Source organism: Halopseudomonas yangmingensis (genome assembly GCF_900114825.1).
GTDB lineage: Bacteria > Pseudomonadota > Gammaproteobacteria > Pseudomonadales > Pseudomonadaceae > Halopseudomonas > Halopseudomonas yangmingensis.
The window spans coordinates 153552-169075 of sequence record NZ_FOUI01000004.1; the positions used below are offsets into that span (position 1 = coordinate 153552).

At 59.3% G+C, this 15524-nt stretch carries 23 protein-coding genes; 13 read left to right on the forward strand and 10 right to left on the reverse strand.

Translation table 11 applies throughout. The features are described 5' to 3' along the window. Positions 1-120 precede the first annotated feature (120 nt). Entirely contained in the window at positions 121-360 is a 240-nt protein-coding gene (locus BMZ23_RS06010) for a type II toxin-antitoxin system ParD family antitoxin (RefSeq protein ID WP_093474039.1), read from the forward strand. Further along, a complete protein-coding gene (locus BMZ23_RS06015; RefSeq protein WP_093474042.1) occupies positions 360-656 on the forward strand; it encodes a type II toxin-antitoxin system RelE/ParE family toxin in 297 nt (98 codons plus the stop codon). Before BMZ23_RS06010 ends, BMZ23_RS06015 begins: the two co-directional genes overlap by 1 nt. Positions 657-713: 57 nt before the next feature. Here BMZ23_RS06015 and BMZ23_RS06020 read toward each other — a convergent pair whose 3' ends face one another. After that, positions 714-914 carry a hypothetical protein gene (locus BMZ23_RS06020; RefSeq protein ID WP_093474045.1) on the reverse strand — a complete coding sequence of 67 codons (201 nt, stop codon included), beginning with the start codon at positions 912-914 and terminating at the stop codon, positions 714-716. 98 nt (positions 915-1012) lie between these two features. Here BMZ23_RS06020 and BMZ23_RS06025 point away from each other — a divergent pair. Next, positions 1013-2175, forward strand: a protein-coding gene (locus tag BMZ23_RS06025) for an IS3 family transposase (RefSeq protein WP_093474275.1) whose coding sequence is annotated in 2 segments (ribosomal slippage) — positions 1013-1268 and positions 1268-2175 — 1164 coding nt in all. Because the reading frame shifts where the segments join, the coding sequence is not laid out codon by codon here. Here the strand turns inward: BMZ23_RS06025 and BMZ23_RS06030 are convergent. The 6 genes from BMZ23_RS06030 to ybaK form a co-directional block, all read right to left on the reverse strand. Further along, entirely contained in the window at positions 2168-2368 is a 201-nt protein-coding gene (locus BMZ23_RS06030) for a hypothetical protein (RefSeq protein WP_093474048.1), read from the reverse strand. The genes BMZ23_RS06025 and BMZ23_RS06030 overlap by 8 nt on opposite strands. Positions 2369-2483: 115 nt before the next feature. Further along, the gene (locus BMZ23_RS06035) at positions 2484-2786 is read right to left on the reverse strand and encodes a type II toxin-antitoxin system RelE/ParE family toxin (protein WP_093474050.1); all 303 of its coding nucleotides are present in this window, start codon (positions 2784-2786) and stop codon (positions 2484-2486) included. After that, positions 2774-3031 carry a type II toxin-antitoxin system Phd/YefM family antitoxin gene (locus BMZ23_RS06040; protein WP_093474053.1) on the reverse strand — a complete coding sequence of 86 codons (258 nt, stop codon included), beginning with the start codon at positions 3029-3031 and terminating at the stop codon, positions 2774-2776. The genes BMZ23_RS06035 and BMZ23_RS06040 overlap by 13 nt, the downstream gene beginning before the upstream one ends. Before the next feature lie 177 nt (positions 3032-3208). Then, complete coding sequence (locus BMZ23_RS06045) at positions 3209-3607, reverse strand: GFA family protein (protein ID WP_093474056.1); 399 nt, start codon at positions 3605-3607, stop codon at positions 3209-3211. 89 nt (positions 3608-3696) lie between these two features. Further along, positions 3697-4017, reverse strand: coding sequence for a hypothetical protein (locus tag BMZ23_RS06050; protein WP_093474059.1), 321 nt, complete (start codon positions 4015-4017; stop codon positions 3697-3699). Positions 4018-4051: 34 nt separating this feature from the next. After that, the gene (gene ybaK / locus BMZ23_RS06055; RefSeq protein ID WP_093474062.1) at positions 4052-4525 is read right to left on the reverse strand and encodes a Cys-tRNA(Pro) deacylase; all 474 of its coding nucleotides are present in this window, start codon (positions 4523-4525) and stop codon (positions 4052-4054) included. A gap of 152 nt (positions 4526-4677) precedes the next feature. Here ybaK and BMZ23_RS06060 point away from each other — a divergent pair, with 152 nt between their 5' ends. Together BMZ23_RS06060 and BMZ23_RS06065 are read left to right on the forward strand one after the other, a co-directional pair. Further along, positions 4678-4887 (forward strand): hypothetical protein, encoded by a 210-nt coding sequence (locus BMZ23_RS06060; protein ID WP_218143573.1) that lies wholly within the window; start codon positions 4678-4680, stop codon positions 4885-4887. A gap of 93 nt (positions 4888-4980) precedes the next feature. After that, positions 4981-5415, forward strand: a complete 435-nt coding sequence (locus BMZ23_RS06065; RefSeq protein ID WP_093474068.1) for a hypothetical protein — start codon at positions 4981-4983, stop codon at positions 5413-5415. Between the two features lie 74 nt (positions 5416-5489). On the opposite strand, the gene BMZ23_RS06070 is transcribed toward BMZ23_RS06065, so the two are convergent. The 3 genes from BMZ23_RS06070 to BMZ23_RS06080 form a co-directional block, all read right to left on the reverse strand. Further along, the gene (locus tag BMZ23_RS06070) at positions 5490-6272 is read right to left on the reverse strand and encodes a hypothetical protein (RefSeq protein WP_093474071.1); all 783 of its coding nucleotides are present in this window, start codon (positions 6270-6272) and stop codon (positions 5490-5492) included. Positions 6273-6400: 128 nt separating this feature from the next. Beyond that, positions 6401-6874 (reverse strand): 2TM domain-containing protein, encoded by a 474-nt coding sequence (locus BMZ23_RS06075; protein WP_093474074.1) that lies wholly within the window; start codon positions 6872-6874, stop codon positions 6401-6403. Positions 6875-7078: 204 nt separating this feature from the next. Then, on the reverse strand, positions 7079-8515 hold the full coding sequence (locus tag BMZ23_RS06080) for an aldehyde dehydrogenase family protein (RefSeq protein WP_093474077.1): 1437 nt from the start codon (positions 8513-8515) through the stop codon (positions 7079-7081). Positions 8516-8777: 262 nt separating this feature from the next. Between BMZ23_RS06080 and iscR the strand changes: the two genes are divergently transcribed. From iscR to BMZ23_RS06120, 8 genes are all read left to right on the forward strand, one after another. Further along, complete coding sequence (gene iscR / locus BMZ23_RS06085) at positions 8778-9254, forward strand: Fe-S cluster assembly transcriptional regulator IscR (protein ID WP_093474079.1); 477 nt, start codon at positions 8778-8780, stop codon at positions 9252-9254. Between the two features lie 164 nt (positions 9255-9418). Then, positions 9419-10855, forward strand: coding sequence for a Fe-S cluster assembly protein SufB (sufB, locus tag BMZ23_RS06090; protein WP_093474082.1), 1437 nt, complete (start codon positions 9419-9421; stop codon positions 10853-10855). Between the two features lie 47 nt (positions 10856-10902). Continuing rightward, on the forward strand, positions 10903-11649 hold the full coding sequence (gene sufC, locus BMZ23_RS06095) for a Fe-S cluster assembly ATPase SufC (protein ID WP_093474085.1): 747 nt from the start codon (positions 10903-10905) through the stop codon (positions 11647-11649). Between the two features lie 4 nt (positions 11650-11653). Then, positions 11654-12961, forward strand: coding sequence for a Fe-S cluster assembly protein SufD (sufD, locus tag BMZ23_RS06100; protein ID WP_093474088.1), 1308 nt, complete (start codon positions 11654-11656; stop codon positions 12959-12961). Beyond that, positions 12954-14198, forward strand: coding sequence for an aminotransferase class V-fold PLP-dependent enzyme (locus BMZ23_RS06105; RefSeq protein WP_093474278.1), 1245 nt, complete (start codon positions 12954-12956; stop codon positions 14196-14198). Before sufD ends, BMZ23_RS06105 begins: the two co-directional genes overlap by 8 nt. A 9-nt stretch (positions 14199-14207) precedes the next feature. Continuing rightward, a complete protein-coding gene (locus tag BMZ23_RS06110) occupies positions 14208-14564 on the forward strand; it encodes a HesB/IscA family protein (protein ID WP_093474091.1) in 357 nt (118 codons plus the stop codon). Between the two features lie 12 nt (positions 14565-14576). Further along, the gene (gene sufT / locus BMZ23_RS06115; protein ID WP_093474094.1) at positions 14577-15098 is read left to right on the forward strand and encodes a putative Fe-S cluster assembly protein SufT; all 522 of its coding nucleotides are present in this window, start codon (positions 14577-14579) and stop codon (positions 15096-15098) included. Further along, positions 15098-15517 carry a SufE family protein gene (locus BMZ23_RS06120; protein ID WP_093474097.1) on the forward strand — a complete coding sequence of 140 codons (420 nt, stop codon included), beginning with the start codon at positions 15098-15100 and terminating at the stop codon, positions 15515-15517. The genes sufT and BMZ23_RS06120 overlap by 1 nt, the downstream gene beginning before the upstream one ends. Positions 15518-15524 lie beyond the last annotated feature (7 nt).

The following is a 15524-nucleotide window of genomic DNA, read 5'->3' on the forward strand; positions in this document are numbered from 1 at the left end:
CTGACAACGAAAATTCCGGATATTTTAAAACGCCGGTAATCAGTGGCTGGTCGTGTGGATTGCATTGTTATTCTGGTCGGACCAGAATGTACCAATTATTGGTATTGGCGAGGTGGCATCATGCAAAAAAACACCAGCATCACACTAGGTCAGCATTTTGATGCGTTCATTGCAGAACAGCTCAAAAATGGCCGATACAGCTCAACCAGCGAAGTTGTTCGTGCTGGATTGCGCCTGCTTGAGGAGTCCGAAACCCGCCTGACGACGCTCCGCAAACTGCTCAAGGAAGGCGAGGACAGTGGTTTTGAAGACTACGCCTATGATTCATTTATTCGCGAACTGGACAATGAACAGCGCTGATGCCGAACTTCAAGCTTTCCAGGAAGGCCAAAGCCGACCTCAGGTCAATTGCGCTGTACACCGAGCGTAGATGGGGCAGGGAGCAACGAAACCACTACATCCTTCAGTTCGACCAGTGCTTCCACCTGTTGGGTGAAAATCCGAATCTGGGGCAATCTTGCGAGGATCTCAGCCCAGGCTACCGACAGTATCCACAAGCAAGCCATCACATCTTATACAGGGTAGCTAGCGACGGTGTCGTTGAAGTTATCCGCATCCTCCACCAACGTATGTTGCCAGAAGCGCATTTGCTGTAAGAGCTCGCTGATCAGTTCAGAATTGGCCAGCACCAGCGTCAATAATTCCCGCCAGCTTCAATACACCTTGACGATGACAGCCAGGCTGCCCTGCTGTTCCAGTTCAATAACCAGCGTTTCCCCGGCCTGCTTGTCCACCAGATAGGTTTCAGGCGTGTGAACAAAACGCCGGTGGTAGGAAGTACCAGGACTGGATACCACCACACCATGTTCATCCTTGCACCAGATCACCAAGGCCCCGACCTTGTCCAGCTGCACCCTGTAAGGGCCACTGCACTGGCCTGCCCGAGAGTGTAGTGGTCTAATGAAACCGGACACCCACTTAGGCGACAATGCTCGCCATTGAGAGGTGTTCGATGACTAGAAAGCGACGTACGTTTACCCCTGAATTCAAACAAGAAACAGCCAGCCTAGTGCTTGATCAGGGCTACAGCATTGCCCAGGCCTGCACATCCATGGGCGTTGGCGAATCAGCATTGCGCCGCTGGGTTCAGCAGCTCAGCGATGAACGACAGGGCGTCACACCCAAAGGCAAAGCCATAACGCCAGAGCAGCAGCGGATTCAGGAGCTGGAAGAACGGTGCCGGCGGCTTGAAATGGAGAAATCCATATTAAAAAAGGCTACCGCTCTCTTGATGTCGGACGACTGGAAACGTACACGCTGATTGACCAGTTGAGAGAGCAGGCGCCGGTCGACATGGTGTGCGCAGCTTTTGGTATCAACCGTTCGTGCTTCTACGAACATCGCCAGAGGATACAGTGTGTGGATGCTGAGCGTGTGGCCCTGAGAGCCCGGGTTAACGAGATGTTCAACAAAAGCCGCAGCTCCGCAGGCAGTCGCACCATACAGGGCTTGCTGAACGACCAGGGCATCGAGATCGGTCGATTCAAGGTGCGCCGGCTGATGGGCGAGTTAGGCCTGGTCTGCAAGCAGCCAGGACCTCACGCCTATAAACGCGCCACAGTGGAGCGGCTGGACATTCCCAACCGGCTGGATCGTGAGTTTGATGTGTCACAGCCTGATCAGGTCTGGTGTGGTGATATTACCTATATCTGGACTGGCCAGCGCTGGAGCTATCTGGCGGTAGTCCTGGACTTGTGTGCCCGTCGCGTGGTCGGCTGGGCGATGTCTGATACGGCAGATGCGGACTTGGTTGTTCAGGCCTTGGATCATGCCTGGGAGCAGCGAGGACGTCCGGAGAAGCTCATGTTCCATTCTGATCAGGGGTCTCAGTATGTCAGCCGCAAGTTCCGGCAAAGGCTTTGGCGCTACCGCATGGTGCAGAGCATGAGTCGCCGAGGCAATTGCTGGGACAACGCGCCAATGGAGCGCCTGTTCCGGAGTCTGAAAACAGAGTGGGTGCCGGCGATGGGCTATCAAAGTCTGGCGGCAGCCAGGAAGGATATCAGCAGCTATTTGATGGGGTATTACAACACTGAGCGGCCACATGCCTTCAATGGTGGAATCGCTCCGGTGCTGGCGGAAGAAAAACTTAAATCCGTGTCCGGAATCAGTTGACCACTACAGAGGGCGTTTTATGGTGCAGGGTGAATCTGTCGCCATGCGCCTTCAACTGCCTGGCCGCCCCTTCAAGGTCATAGGCAAGCCGGGTTGCGGCATCGGTAAAGGCATCACAACCGGAAAGCAACAGCATGGCCGCCAGGGCGATGCTGCGTGAGAGGTGAGTGAAGCTGGCAAATCCGGTTGTCATGGGCACTCCATCCAGTGTTTTGAGATATCGCATCCTGGTGGCTGATCAAATCATAGCTGCCCAGCAGCTGCACCAATCTGATTCGATCAGCGATTCCTTAGGGCTGCTCGCCTGGTTAGCTGCTCTCAAATATGTATGTCCGAAGCTGCCGCTCCTCGCGCATGACATAAAGAATCAGAACCCGCGTCTCATCCACACGATAAAAAATGCGGCATGGTGGTGCCACTACCTCCCTGTATACCGAATCAGGGAGCTCTGGAGGAATTCGTCCGGATTGGGGGAAGTCTTTCAGGCGGTTGGTTTTGTCGAAAAGCGCTTTTACCAGACGGCGTGCTGCGGCTGGATTATCCAGAGCAATGTATTCTGCGATGGCGTTTAATTCTTGAAGGGCCGGCTCAGTCCAGATTACTTCAGCCATTTACTCATTTTCTCCCTGGCCTCATTCTGGCTGTACGTTCTTCCCTCAAGCACAGCCCGCTCTCCTCGGGATAGCCCCTCAAGCAGCTCAAGTCGACGCTGCATAAATTCGAAATCCTGCACATCAACAAGATATGCGGATGGCTGGCCGTGCTCAGTGATCAACACCGGCTCCTTGGACAGATGCAGGTCAGCCAGGATTTTTGTGGCTTGGCGCTTGAGGTTTGTAACAAGCTCAACTTTCATGGACTCACCTTGATCGAAATTGACAGCGACAGTGATACTTTAGTGTCACTTTCTGGTTGGCGCAATCATGGCTAACAGTGACGTCAGCGTGCCCAGCCTGTCATGTAATGATCCGGCGGGCAGGGGGCTTTCATTTGTAATGAGGATTGCTCGCAGGACAGCTGTTCAGTCTGGGTGTTATTCAGGGAAGCGCTGAAACTCCGGCAGATCCGCCAGATGCTGCATCCACTCCAGGCGCTCGGCGGTCTGGATCTGCATGGCCGGGGGCAGTGCTTCGGGGTTGTCCAGGGTGGCGGTCTGTACATCGACTATGCCGGGCAGCACCGCTTCGTTGCGGTAGAACAGACCGCTGCCGCAGTCGGCGCAGAAGCTGCGCATGGCGGTGCCGGATGAGTTGATGGTTTTTGGTTGCCCCTTGGTGATGCGCAGGGCCGACTCGGGAAACATCGCCCAGCTGACCATGGGGGCACCGGCGCTGCGCTGGCAGTCCCGGCAATGACATACCGCGACCACATTTGGTTCGCCTTTAACTTCAAAGCCAATCGCCCCGCACAGACAATGTCCGTTATGTTGCATGACCAGAATCCTCACATCACAGGTCAGATATCAGAGGTTTGACTATAGCTGGCCTGCTCAGTCTCGCCAGTGTGGTATGCCATTGCCTGTCACGCGAGTGACAGCAGTATCACGGAAATTCCGTAGGTCACCTGAAACATCAGGGTGATGGTGAGCAGGCTCAGAAGCACATAGTTGGGTACCGGGTTTTTCAGGGCGTACCAGGCTAGGGCAAGTTGTGCGAGTGCCTGCACGAGGCCGATGCCGATCAAGTGACGCGTCTTCCACAGGCCTTCTGCCAGATCAGGGCGGGCGCTGTAAAAGGCAATGAACAGCGGGAACAGGCTGATCGCGGCAATGCTCAGAAAGAAGCCTTTCTTTCTCCATGCGGGCAGGCTGGTTGCCAGTAACTCGTCTTTGAGTTTGTTCATCGACTCTCCGTGTTTCCGATCGGGCTGTCTGCCATCAACCCCAGTGTGCCAACGCTGTAAACCCTGCATTGGTAAGCATGGCCAGATCGTCGGGGGCTATCTCGATTTCCAGGCCACGCCGGCCGGCGCTGATGTGGATGCTCGGCAGGCTGGCGGCGCTGCTGTCTATCCAGGTTGGCAGGCGTCTTTTCTGGCCGAGCGGGCTGACGCCGCCCAGCACATAGCCGGTGCTGCGCTCAACCGCAGCAGGATCAGCCATCTCGGCCTTTTTGCCGCCGGCGGCCTTGGCGATCTGCTTCATGCCGAGCCTGGCGGCCACCGGAATAATCGCCACGGCCAGTGATTTGCCGTCGATCTGTACCACCAGTGTCTTGAACACCTGCTGCGGGTCCAGGCCGAGTTTTTCGGCTGCTTCCAGACCATAGGAAGCGGCGCCTGGGTCGTGGCTGTATTCATGTACCTGGTGAGTGATTTTTTGCTGGCGCAGCAGGTTGATGGCTGGGGTCATGGCGATGGGCTGTTGATGCGTTTGTCCCGGAGTTTGGGGTGCCGGCAATGATGCGAGCTTTACCACGGATTGCCAAGCGCCCAGCGCGGCTGTGCCTATACTTGGCGCAACAACCTGCATGAGGGATCACTATGGGTGTCGGTTTTCCGCGCGTGCTGGTCAATTGTATGTTCTGTGCCCTGATGGCTCTGGCTTGCTGCGGCGCGCCTGCGGGTTATGCCGGCACCTACCCTGAGCAGGTGCGTATCGCGGTTATTGATGATGTGCCCAGTACGGTTGCTGGCATGGCCTTGCTAAAGGAAGCCTATGCCCGTTTGGGTGTGGACATGCAGGTGCTGGTGCTGCCCTCGCGGCGCGCCTAGTATCTGGCAGACCGTGGTGAGCTGGATGGCGATCTGTTCCGTATTGCGACGGTTGCCGAGCATTATCCGAACCTGCGGCGGGTTGACTATCCATTGCTGCAGGCCGGCTTGTTTGCGGTAGTGCTTGATCCCGATGCCAGCAGCTTGCCACGGGGCAATGGCAGGCGACTGAATGCGGTAGTGCGGCGTGGCGTTTTGATTGCCGAGCAGACGGCAGAAGCCCTGGACATGTATCCGCTGCCAGCGGAGAACTATGAGCAGATGCGCAGGCTTCTCGAATATGGCCGTGCCGATCTGGCGCTGGCTTCGGACATTGAAGGGCTGTCACCGGTGAGCGGCCCGGACTGGTCGCATCTGAACCGCTTGCCCGAGCCGGTAGTCCGGTTCACCCTCTACCATTACCTGAACCGCCGTCATGCGCAGTTGGCCATTGAATTGGCGGTTGTGCTTGAGCAACTGGAGCGTGAGGGATTCAAGGCGCGCATTCTGCAGGAGGCGTTGAGCCGCCAGGCGGGACAGGCCAGATAACCCTCAGTCAGGGCTTCTGCAGCCTGGCGACAGCGGTAACAGGCGCCAGCCTAGGGCGGTTCTCTTGGTTTGGCTCAGGAACCGAACTTGCCGTAGCGGTTGAATTGCGACAGGTGCAGGACTATCCGGCCCTGGCCGGTGACTATTGGATAGAAAACTTCCTGCTTGTTGTTCTGGCTGCTGTAGCGCGGCTCACTGATGACAGCGTCGAACACCCCATGCAGGTAGCGGCGCTCGGGGGCTGTGGTGCTGACCAGGTAGTCAAGCCTGCTAGGAGGCTGGTTGTCCCTGAGTTTGTTGGTGCTGCTGAACCCCATCAGTACAAGGTCATCCTCGATGCTGTCGCGAACGATCACGGTAATCTGCGGGAACTGCGACTCGATGCGTTGCAGGCGAATCAGGTCGTTGGTGGCCTGCGCGATGTAGTCACGTTCGAAGCGATAGTTGCCGAGCCGCTGGATGATGGTTTGCTGCTCTTCGATCAGGTGGCTGGCGGTATCCAGCAGGGTGCGTTCGCGCTTGCTGGTGGTGGCGGCATCGCCCAGATAGAGCAGGGCGAAGATCAGGGCGAAGGAGCCGGCAAACAGCAGGCTGAGCCGGCGGCTGCGGGTCGGGCTGATGGCTTGCGGTTGCGGCCGGCCACGGGCAATCGCGGTGAGGTTGTACATGATGTTGAGGATGATGGCGCCAGCCAGGATGGCGAAGATACCGAGAATGCTGAGCATGAACATTTCGGTCATCTGCGTTTGCACGACCTTGAAGCCGAACACGCTGGAGCAGATAAAGATGAATACCCAGTAGACCAGCAGCAGTACGCTGATCAGGGCTACCCGGTTGGTGAGTTTTATCAGATCCATTGACGGTGTTTTCCTTGCCTTGGGCGAGTGGCAATGATGCGGGCTTTGCCAGTGATTGCCAAGTGCCCGGAATGGGCTGGGCCAGCGGCTGATTCTGTGCCAGTCCAACCAGCTGTAGCTGGTTGTGCCTAGAGCGGCCTGCTCAGCCGTTTTTCCACCTGCCGGCGCTCCCATTCGGGGCCAAACAGCCAGACTGGGCGAAATACCCTGAAGGCGTGCAGCGCCAGGCCAATTCCCCAGCCGGCAATCACCCAGAGCACCCACAGGCGATGCGGGGTGACCAGCAGGTTGATTGCCAGCAGTAGCAGTATCACCGCAACCCAGCAGATCAGGTGGCGATAGAAGCCGCGCAGGCGGCGGACATAGTTGAAGGCTTCGGCTTCCTGTTGGGCGGCCTGGCTGTCGCTTGGGTTGTGCATGGATTGCTCCGGGTCCAGTGTGCTGAATTCCACCTGAAACACGGCAGCCAGGGACTTCAGCGTCTCGACACTGGCCGGCTGGCCGGCTTCGATGCGTTGCACCGTGCGTACGCTCAGGCCGCTGGCGTCGGCCAGTTGCTGCTGTGACCAGCCGTGCCTGAGGCGCAATTTCTGGACTGACATGTTGCAGATTTCCTCGTTATTGCGGAGCGATCACTGTGCCTTGCTGTCGCTCAGTTTGCCACGACAGCAGCACGACAGTTGCACGTCATGGGTGTGTCACTGCGGTTTCAGCCAATGCACATAGCTGTATCACAAAAAAAACCGGCCCCTGGTGTGCAGGGGCCGGTCGGTATTGCCTGGCGGGTCAGGCCCGCCGTGTCAGGCTCAGGCCTGCTTGGGGTGGTAGCCGAAGATCGACTTGATTTCGAGGAAGTCCTCGAAACCGTGGTGGCCCCATTCGCGGCCGATGCCGGACTGCTTGTAGCCGCCGAACGGGGCGTTGTTGTCCAGTGCGGCACCGTTCAGGTGCACCATGCCGGTACGGATGCGCCGGGCGACCTTGCGGGCACGCTCCAGATCGGCCGAGGAGACATAGCCGGACAGGCCGTAGACGGTGTCGTTGGCGATACGCACGGCGTCGTCTTCATCCTCGTAGGCGATGATCGACAGTACCGGGCCGAAGATTTCCTCGCGGGCGATGGTCATCTCGTTGGTTACGTGGGTGAAGATGGTCGGCTTGACGTAATAGCCCTTGCTCAGGCCATCAGGCAGACCGGTGCCGCCGGCCAGCAGGGTGGCGCCCTCGTCGATGCCTTTCTGGATCAGGTCCTGAATCTTCAGCCACTGGGCCTTGGAAACTACCGGGCCGTTGACCGTGTCAGGTGCCTTGGGATCACCGGCCTTGACCTTGGTGATCACGGCGCTGGCGATGGCGGCGACGTCGTCCATGCGGTTGGCCGGAACCAGCAGACGGGTCGGTGCGTTGCACGACTGGCCGGTGTTGTTCATGCAGGTAAGAACTGCGTGGGCGACCATTTTCTCGAAGTTGACATCATCCAGCAGGATGTTGGCAGACTTGCCGCCCAGTTCCAGGGCCACGCGCTTGATGGTGCCGGCGCTGTTGATCATCACCTGGCGACCGGCGCCGGTTGAGCCGGTGAAGGACATCATGTCGATATCCGGGTGAGCGGACATGGCGGCGCCGACAGTCGGGCCGTCGCCATTGACCAGGTTGAACACGCCCGGCGGTACACCGGCTTCGTCGAGGATTTCGGCCAGCAGCAGGGCAGACAGCGGCGCCACTTCGGAGGGCTTGAGCACCATGGTGCAGCCGGTGGCCAGTGCCGGGGCGACCTTGCAGGTCAGCTGGTTCATCGGCCAGTTCCACGGGGTGATCAGGCCGCATACGCCGATCGGTTCCTTGACTACCTGGGTGGTGCCGATCTGCTCTTCGAATTCGAAGTTCTTCAGGGCGTGCAGGGCAGCGGCAAAGTGGCCGACGCCGGACGGTGCCTGGGCCATTTGTGACAGTTTGTCGGGGGCGCCCATTTCAGCCGTGATGGCTTCGGCCACTTCGCCCATGCGCTTCTTGAAGACATCGAGAATACGCTCAAGCAGGGCAATGCGCTCTTCGCGGGTGGTCTGCGAGTAGCTTTCAAAGGCCTTGCGTGCAGCGGCAACGGCCAGATCGACATCGGCGGCGTTGCCAAGAGCGATGGTGGCTATCGCGTCTTCGGTGGCGGGGTTGATCACGTCGAGGGTCTGGGTGCCCTGCGGTTTAACCCATTGGCCGTTGATGTAGAACTCAAGATGATGACTCATGCGGGATGCTCCCTGGTTGCAGTATCAAAAAACCGTCAGACAATAGCACTGTTAGGGGCTTTGTATCACCCCCGTGGCGTGGGATGGATTTTTCGTCATTCATGGGACTTTTGCTCCGGCTCTGCTGGCATTCCTTTTGCCGGCACGGCATAAACCCCGTAAAATACACGGGTTTGCGAAGCGGCATTAGCGGGTTAATAGTTGACTAAAATACTTGGATATTGCATAGTCGGCCCACTTTGAATTTGCTCGGGGCATTATCATGCGTCTGACTACCAAGGGTCGCTATGCCGTTACGGCCATGCTCGATCTGGCGTTGCACGAAGAGCAGGGTCCCATCACCCTGGCGGACATTTCCAGCCGTCAGGGTGTGTCCGTTTCCTACCTTGAACAACTCTTTGCCAAGCTGCGCCGGCACAGGCTGGTCGACAGCGTGCGCGGGCCGGGTGGTGGTTACCGTTTGGCGGGTGCTGCCGACAGTATCAGTGTGGCCGACATTGTCGAAGCCGTAAACGATTCGATGGATGCCACCCGCTGTCTTGGCAAGGGTGACTGTCAGGATGGTACGCACTGCCTGACGCACCATCTGTGGTCGGATCTGAGTGATCGTTTGCGCGAGTTTCTCGGGCAGATCAGTCTGGCCGATCTGGTGTCCCGCGACGATATCCAGCAGGTGCGCCTGCGGCAGGATAGACAGGTTGCCGCCAATCGCCAGATAGTTCTTGAACGTATCATTTAACCTGCCACGCACACTGCTCCACCGGCGCACGCAGAGGTGCGTGGAGCGCAGGGATTCACAAACGGCCAATTTAGAGCCGTGACCATTGCAGCTGGCCGTGCTGCAAGCCTGAGACTGTTGCTGGCTGACCCCTGTGGGTTGGTCGTGCCTTTGAGGTGATAACCGTGACTGACGAAGTCGAAAGCCTGATCAAGAATGAGTATGCCGCCGGTTTCCACTCGGACATTGAGTCCGATACCCTGCCGCCGGGCCTGAACGAAGAGGTGATTCGCTTCATCTCGGCGAAGAAGGAAGAACCGGAGTGGATGCTCGAATGGCGCCTGAAGGCCTTCCGTGCCTGGCAGGAAATGGACGAGCCGACCTGGGCCCATGTGCACTACCCGCAGATCGATTTTCAGGCGGTGTCCTACTATTCCGCGCCGAAGAGCATGGCCAACAAGCCGAAGAGCCTCGACGAAGTTGATCCGGAACTGTTGCGCACCTATGAAAAGCTGGGCATTCCGCTGCACGAACAGGAAGTGCTGGCCGGGGTGGCGATGGATGTGGTGTTTGACTCGGTGTCGGTGGTGACCACCTTCCGCGAGAAGCTGGCCGAGGCCGGGGTGATCTTCTGCCCGATCAGCGATGCGATCAAAAACCATCCCGAGCTGGTGCAGAAGTATCTGGGCAGTGTGGTGCCGCAGAAGGACAACTTCTATGCGGCGCTGAACTCGGCGGTGTTCTCCGACGGCTCCTTCGTCTATATCCCCAAGGGCGTGCGTTGCCCGATGGAGCTGTCGACCTACTTCCGTATCAACGAGATGAACACCGGGCAGTTTGAGCGCACCCTGATCATTTGTGACGAGGGGGCTCACGTCAGCTATCTGGAAGGCTGCACTGCGCCGATGCGCGATGAAAACCAGCTGCATGCGGCGGTGGTCGAGCTGGTGGCACTGGATAATGCGCAGATCAAGTATTCCACGGTGCAGAACTGGTACCCCGGCGATGCCGAGGGCAAGGGCGGTATCTTCAATTTCGTCACCAAGCGCGGTGTTGCGCATACCAATGCGAAGATCTCCTGGACCCAGGTGGAAACCGGTTCGGCGGTAACCTGGAAGTACCCCAGCTGTATCCTCAAGGGCGACAACAGTGTTGGCGAGTTCTATTCGGTGGCGCTGACCAACAATTTTCAGCAGGCTGATACCGGCACCAAGATGATTCACCTGGGCAAGAACACCCGCTCGACCATCGTCGCCAAGGGGATCTCCGCCGGGCGCAGCAACAGTGCCTATCGCGGGCTGGTGCGAATCAACCCGGGCGCCGATGGGGCGCGCAACTACACCCAGTGCGATTCGCTGCTGATTGGCGACCGCTGCGGGGCGCATACATTCCCCTATATCGAAAGCAAGAACCCCAACGCGGTAGTCGAGCACGAAGCGACCACCTCCAAGGTCAGTGATGATCAACTGTTCCTCTGCCAGCAGCGTGGTCTGGATGCGGAGAAGGCGGTGTCGATGATCGTCAACGGCTTCTGCCGCGAGGTATTCAAGGAGCTGCCGATGGAGTTTGCGGTCGAGGCCGGCAAGCTGCTCGAGGTCAGTCTGGAAGGTTCGGTGGGCTGATCCGTGCGGGTCGCCTGATAGTTTTTTACGCTTTACAGGTTTCTAAAATGTTATCCATCAAAGACTTGCACGCGAAAGTTGAAGAGAAAGACATCCTCAAGGGCCTGTCCCTGGAGATCAAGCCGGGTGAAGTGCATGCCATCATGGGGCCCAATGGCTCGGGCAAGAGCACCCTGGGTAATGTGCTGTCCGGGCGGCCCGGTTATGAAGTGACCGGTGGCAGCGTCAGCTTCAAGGGCAAGGATCTGTTCGAGCTGGAAACCGAGGAGCGGGCCCGTGAAGGGCTGTTCCTGGCTTTTCAGTACCCGGTGGAGATTCCCGGGGTGAGCAACATGGAGTTCCTCAAGGTCTCGGTGGATGCCAAGCGCAAGCACATGGGCCTGCCGGAGCTGTCGGCGGTGGAGTTCATGAAGCTGGCGCGCGAGACCAGCAAGCGCGTCAACCTGGATCCGGCGTTTCTCAAGCGTGGGGTCAACGAGGGTTTCTCCGGTGGCGAGAAGAAGCGCAACGAGATCATGCAGATGATGCTGCTGGAGCCGGCCCTGTGCATTCTCGATGAGACCGATTCGGGGCTGGATATCGACGCCCTGCAGGTGGTCGCCGATGGCGTCAACGCCATGCGTGACGGCCAGCGCAGCTTTATCGTGGTGACCCACTACCAGCGCCTGCTTGATTACATTGTGCCTGACCATGTGCACGTGCTGGCCGGTGGGCGCATCGTCAAGTCTGGCGACAAGAGCCTGGCACTGGAGCTGGAAGCCAAGGGTTACAGCTGGCTGGATGGCGAGGGCTGAACCGATGAGCAACTTTCAACAACAGGCACTGGCACTGGCCGCCGAGCAGCAGGCACCCGCCTGGCTGCAGGCGTTGCGCAGTGATGGCGCCGCGCGCTGGGCCGCTGCTGGCTGGCCGACGCGCAAGACTGAATTGTGGAAATACACTCCACTGACGCCACTGGCGCAGGCCGCGCCGGCACGTTGGGCGCAGGCCAGCCAGAGCGGCTGGGACGCGCAGATTGAGCGTATTGAGCTGGACGCCACCACCCTGGTATTCGTCAATGGCCAGTTTGATGCGGCGCGTTCCGATGCGCTGCCGGCCGGGGTCAGCCTGTTCGGTTCGGCGGATGCCGCGCAGCAGGCGCTGATTGGCCAGCATCTGGGCAAGGTGGTGGACAGCCAGCGGCACCTGTTTGCCGCACTGAGCAATGCCTGGGCCGCCGAGGGTGTGCTGCTGCATGTGGCGCGTGGCCAGAAACTCGCCAAGCCGGTCTATCTGCTCAACGTGTCGACGCCGGAGGCCGAGCCGGCCGCCGCCAGTCAGCGGGTGCTGGTGGTGCTGGAAGACAACGCCGAGGCCGAGCTGATCGAGCATTATGTGTCCACCAGTGCGCCGCAGAACGGCTTCGTCAACAGCCTGACCGAGGTGCTGGTTGGCGCCAATTCGCGCATGCAGCACTACCGCATCAATCTGGAGCAGGAAGACCTGCTGCATGTCGGCGGTGTGCACGTGGACCTGCAGCGCGATGCGCGTTTCCACGGCTTTACCCTGGCCCAGGGCAGCCGGCTGAAGCGTATCGACTATCAGGTCAACCATCGTGGCCCGGGCGCACACCTGGAGCTGCATGGCGTGTATCTGCCGCGCAATCGCCAGTTGATCGACTACCACACCAATGTCGAACATTGTGTGCCGCACTGCACCAGCAACGAGGTGTTCCGCGGCATCATTGGCGATTCGGCCAAGGCGGTTTTCAACGGGCGTATTCATATTCATCCGCAGGCGCAGAAAACCCTGGCCGAGCTGAGCAACCGCAACTTGCTGACCTCGCCGCAGGCCGAGGTGGATACCAAGCCGGAGCTGGAAATCTATGCTGATGACGTGCGCTGTGCGCACGGTGCGACCATTGCCCAGCTTGATGAAACGGCACTCTACTATTTGCAGAGCCGTGGCGTATCCGCCGCCGAGGCGCGTACCCTGCTGAGCTTTGGTTTTATCAACGAGCTGCTCAGCCAGGTGCCGGAGCAGGCCATTCAGGATTACCTGCGTCCGCGGCTGGCGGCGCTGTTTGGCGAGGCCGACGAGCATGTGGGGCAACTGGGCTATGAGTGAGCTGCCGGCGACTGTCGCGCCCTTTGATGCCGAGCGGGTGCGTGCGGATTTTCCGATTCTGCAGCAGCAGGTCAACGGCCAGCCGCTGGTGTATCTGGACAACGCCGCTACCACGCAGAAGCCGGAGGCGGTGATTCAGGCGATCTGTGACTACTACCGTCAGGACAACAGCAATGTGCACCGGGGTGCGCATACGCTGGCCGACCGCGCGACCCAGGCCTTCGAGGCGGCGCGAATCAAGCTGCAGGGCTTTCTCAACGCGGCGGAAAGTCGCGAGCTGATCTGGACCCGCGGCACCACCGAGGCCATCAACCTGGTGGCCGCCAGCTGGGGCCGCAGCCAGTTACAGGCCGGTGACCGCATTCTGGTATCGGCGATGGAGCACCACTCCAACATAGTGCCCTGGCAAATGGTCGCCGCCGAACGCGGCGCCAGCGTCGAGCCGATTCCGGTGGATGCCAGCGGCACCCTGGATCTGTCGGCCTTGCAGGCCATGCTGGAAGCAGGGCGAGTGCGCATGGTGGCCTGCGGACATGTGTCGAATGCGCTGGGCAGCATCAATCCGGTCGAGCAGATCATTGCCCTGGCGCATGCCGCCGGCGCCTTCTGCCTGATCGACGGAGCCCAGGCGGTCGGCCATTTCCCGGTGGATGTGCAGGCGCTGGATTGCGATTTCTATGCGTTTTCCGCGCACAAGCTGTTTGGTCCCACCGGGGTGGGTGTGCTGTATGGCAAGGCTGCATTGCTCGAGGCGATGCCACCGTACCAGGGTGGCGGCGAAATGATTGAGACCGTCAGTTTTGCCGGTACCCGCTACAACCAGTTGCCCTACAAGTTCGAGGCCGGCACGCCGGATATTGCCGGCGTTATTGGCTTTGGTGCGGCCATCGACTACCTGAACGGCCTTGACCGCGCCGGCGCGGCGGCCCACGAACAGGCACTGCTGGCCTATGCCGAGGAGCGTGCACGGCAGGTGCCGGGGCTGCGGCTGGTCGGCACGGCGGCGCACAAGACCAGTGTCATGAGCTTTTTGCTGGAGGGCGCACACCCGGCGGATGTCGGCATGCTGCTGGACCAGCAGGGGGTGGCGGTGCGTACCGGCAACCACTGCGCCCAGCCGATCATGGACCAGTACGGGATACCCGGTACGGTGCGTGCCAGTTTCAGCTTCTACAATACGCGAGACGATGTTGACCGCCTGTTTGCGGCGCTCGACAAGGTTCGCCAGTTTCTCTAGGAGATCATCATGTCCGTCGAAGCCTTCGATCCGGCCAGTCAGGTGGTCAGTGTGACCCCGGCGGCCCTTGAGCACTTCCGTCGCCAGCTGGCTGGGCAGGCCGGCAAGCGTGTGCGCCTGAGCGTGAAGAAAAGTGGTTGCACCGGTTTTATGTATGACATCGAACTGGTCGAGCAGGGCAAGGCCGATGATCTGCATTACCCGCTCGACGAACAGGTGGAGCTGCTGGTCGACCGCGACAGCCTGTCGGTGATATCCGGGACCGAGATTGACCTGGTCAAGGAAGGCATCAACCGACAGATCCGCTTTATCAATCCCAACGTCAAAGACCAGTGCGGTTGCGGCGAAAGCTTCAGTGTGAATTGAATGGAAAGACGCATGGTGGTAGCGCAGGCCGATTGTCCTGCGCGCAGGGTTCCGGATGGCACGCCGCTGACCATCCCTAAGGATACCTTTGTGACAATTACCCAGGCCCTGGGTGGCAACTACACGGTGACCTACCACGGCCAGATGGTCCGCGTGGACGGCACCGATGCCGACAAGTTGGGGCTGGAGCGCGAGATTCTCGAGTTCCCTGCGCCGACCGATTCGCTGATCCATGAGGATCAGGTGTGGACCGCGCTGAAAAGCGTGTTCGACCCGGAGATTCCGGTAGATCTGGTGAATCTCGGGCTGATCTATTCGGTGGACATCGACCAGGCAGCCGGCCGGGTGGATATCCGCATGACCCTGACCGCGCCGGGCTGCGGCATGGGCCCGGTGCTGGTGGGGGATGTCGAGTACCGGGTGCGACTGGTGCCGAATGTGCGCGAGGTGAAGGTCGAACTGGTGTTCGATCCGCCGTGGAGTCGCGAGATGATGAGTGAAGAGGCGCAACTGGAAACCGGGATGTTTTTCTGATGAGTGAATTCGGTACCGATATCAGCAGCGCTGACATTATCGACAACCTGTCGTTTTTCGACAGTTGGGAAGATCGCTACAAGTACATCATTGACCTGGGCCGCGAGCTGCCGCCGATGGATGACGCGCTGAAAACCGAACAGCACCTGGTGCGCGGCTGCCAGAGCCAGGTGTGGCTGGACAGTGAGCTGCGTGATGGCAAGCTGTATTTCCAGGCCGACAGCGATGCCTTTATCGTCAAGGGGCTGCTGGCCGTGGTGCTGGCCGCCTACAACGGCAAGACCCCGGCGCAGGTGCTGGCCTTTGATGTCGAGGACTACTTCGAACAGCTCAACCTGCTCAAGCACCTGAGCCCAACCCGAGGCAATGGCTTGCGCGCGATGGTCAAGCGCATTCAGGATCGTGCTGCTACGGTTTGACCAGTAA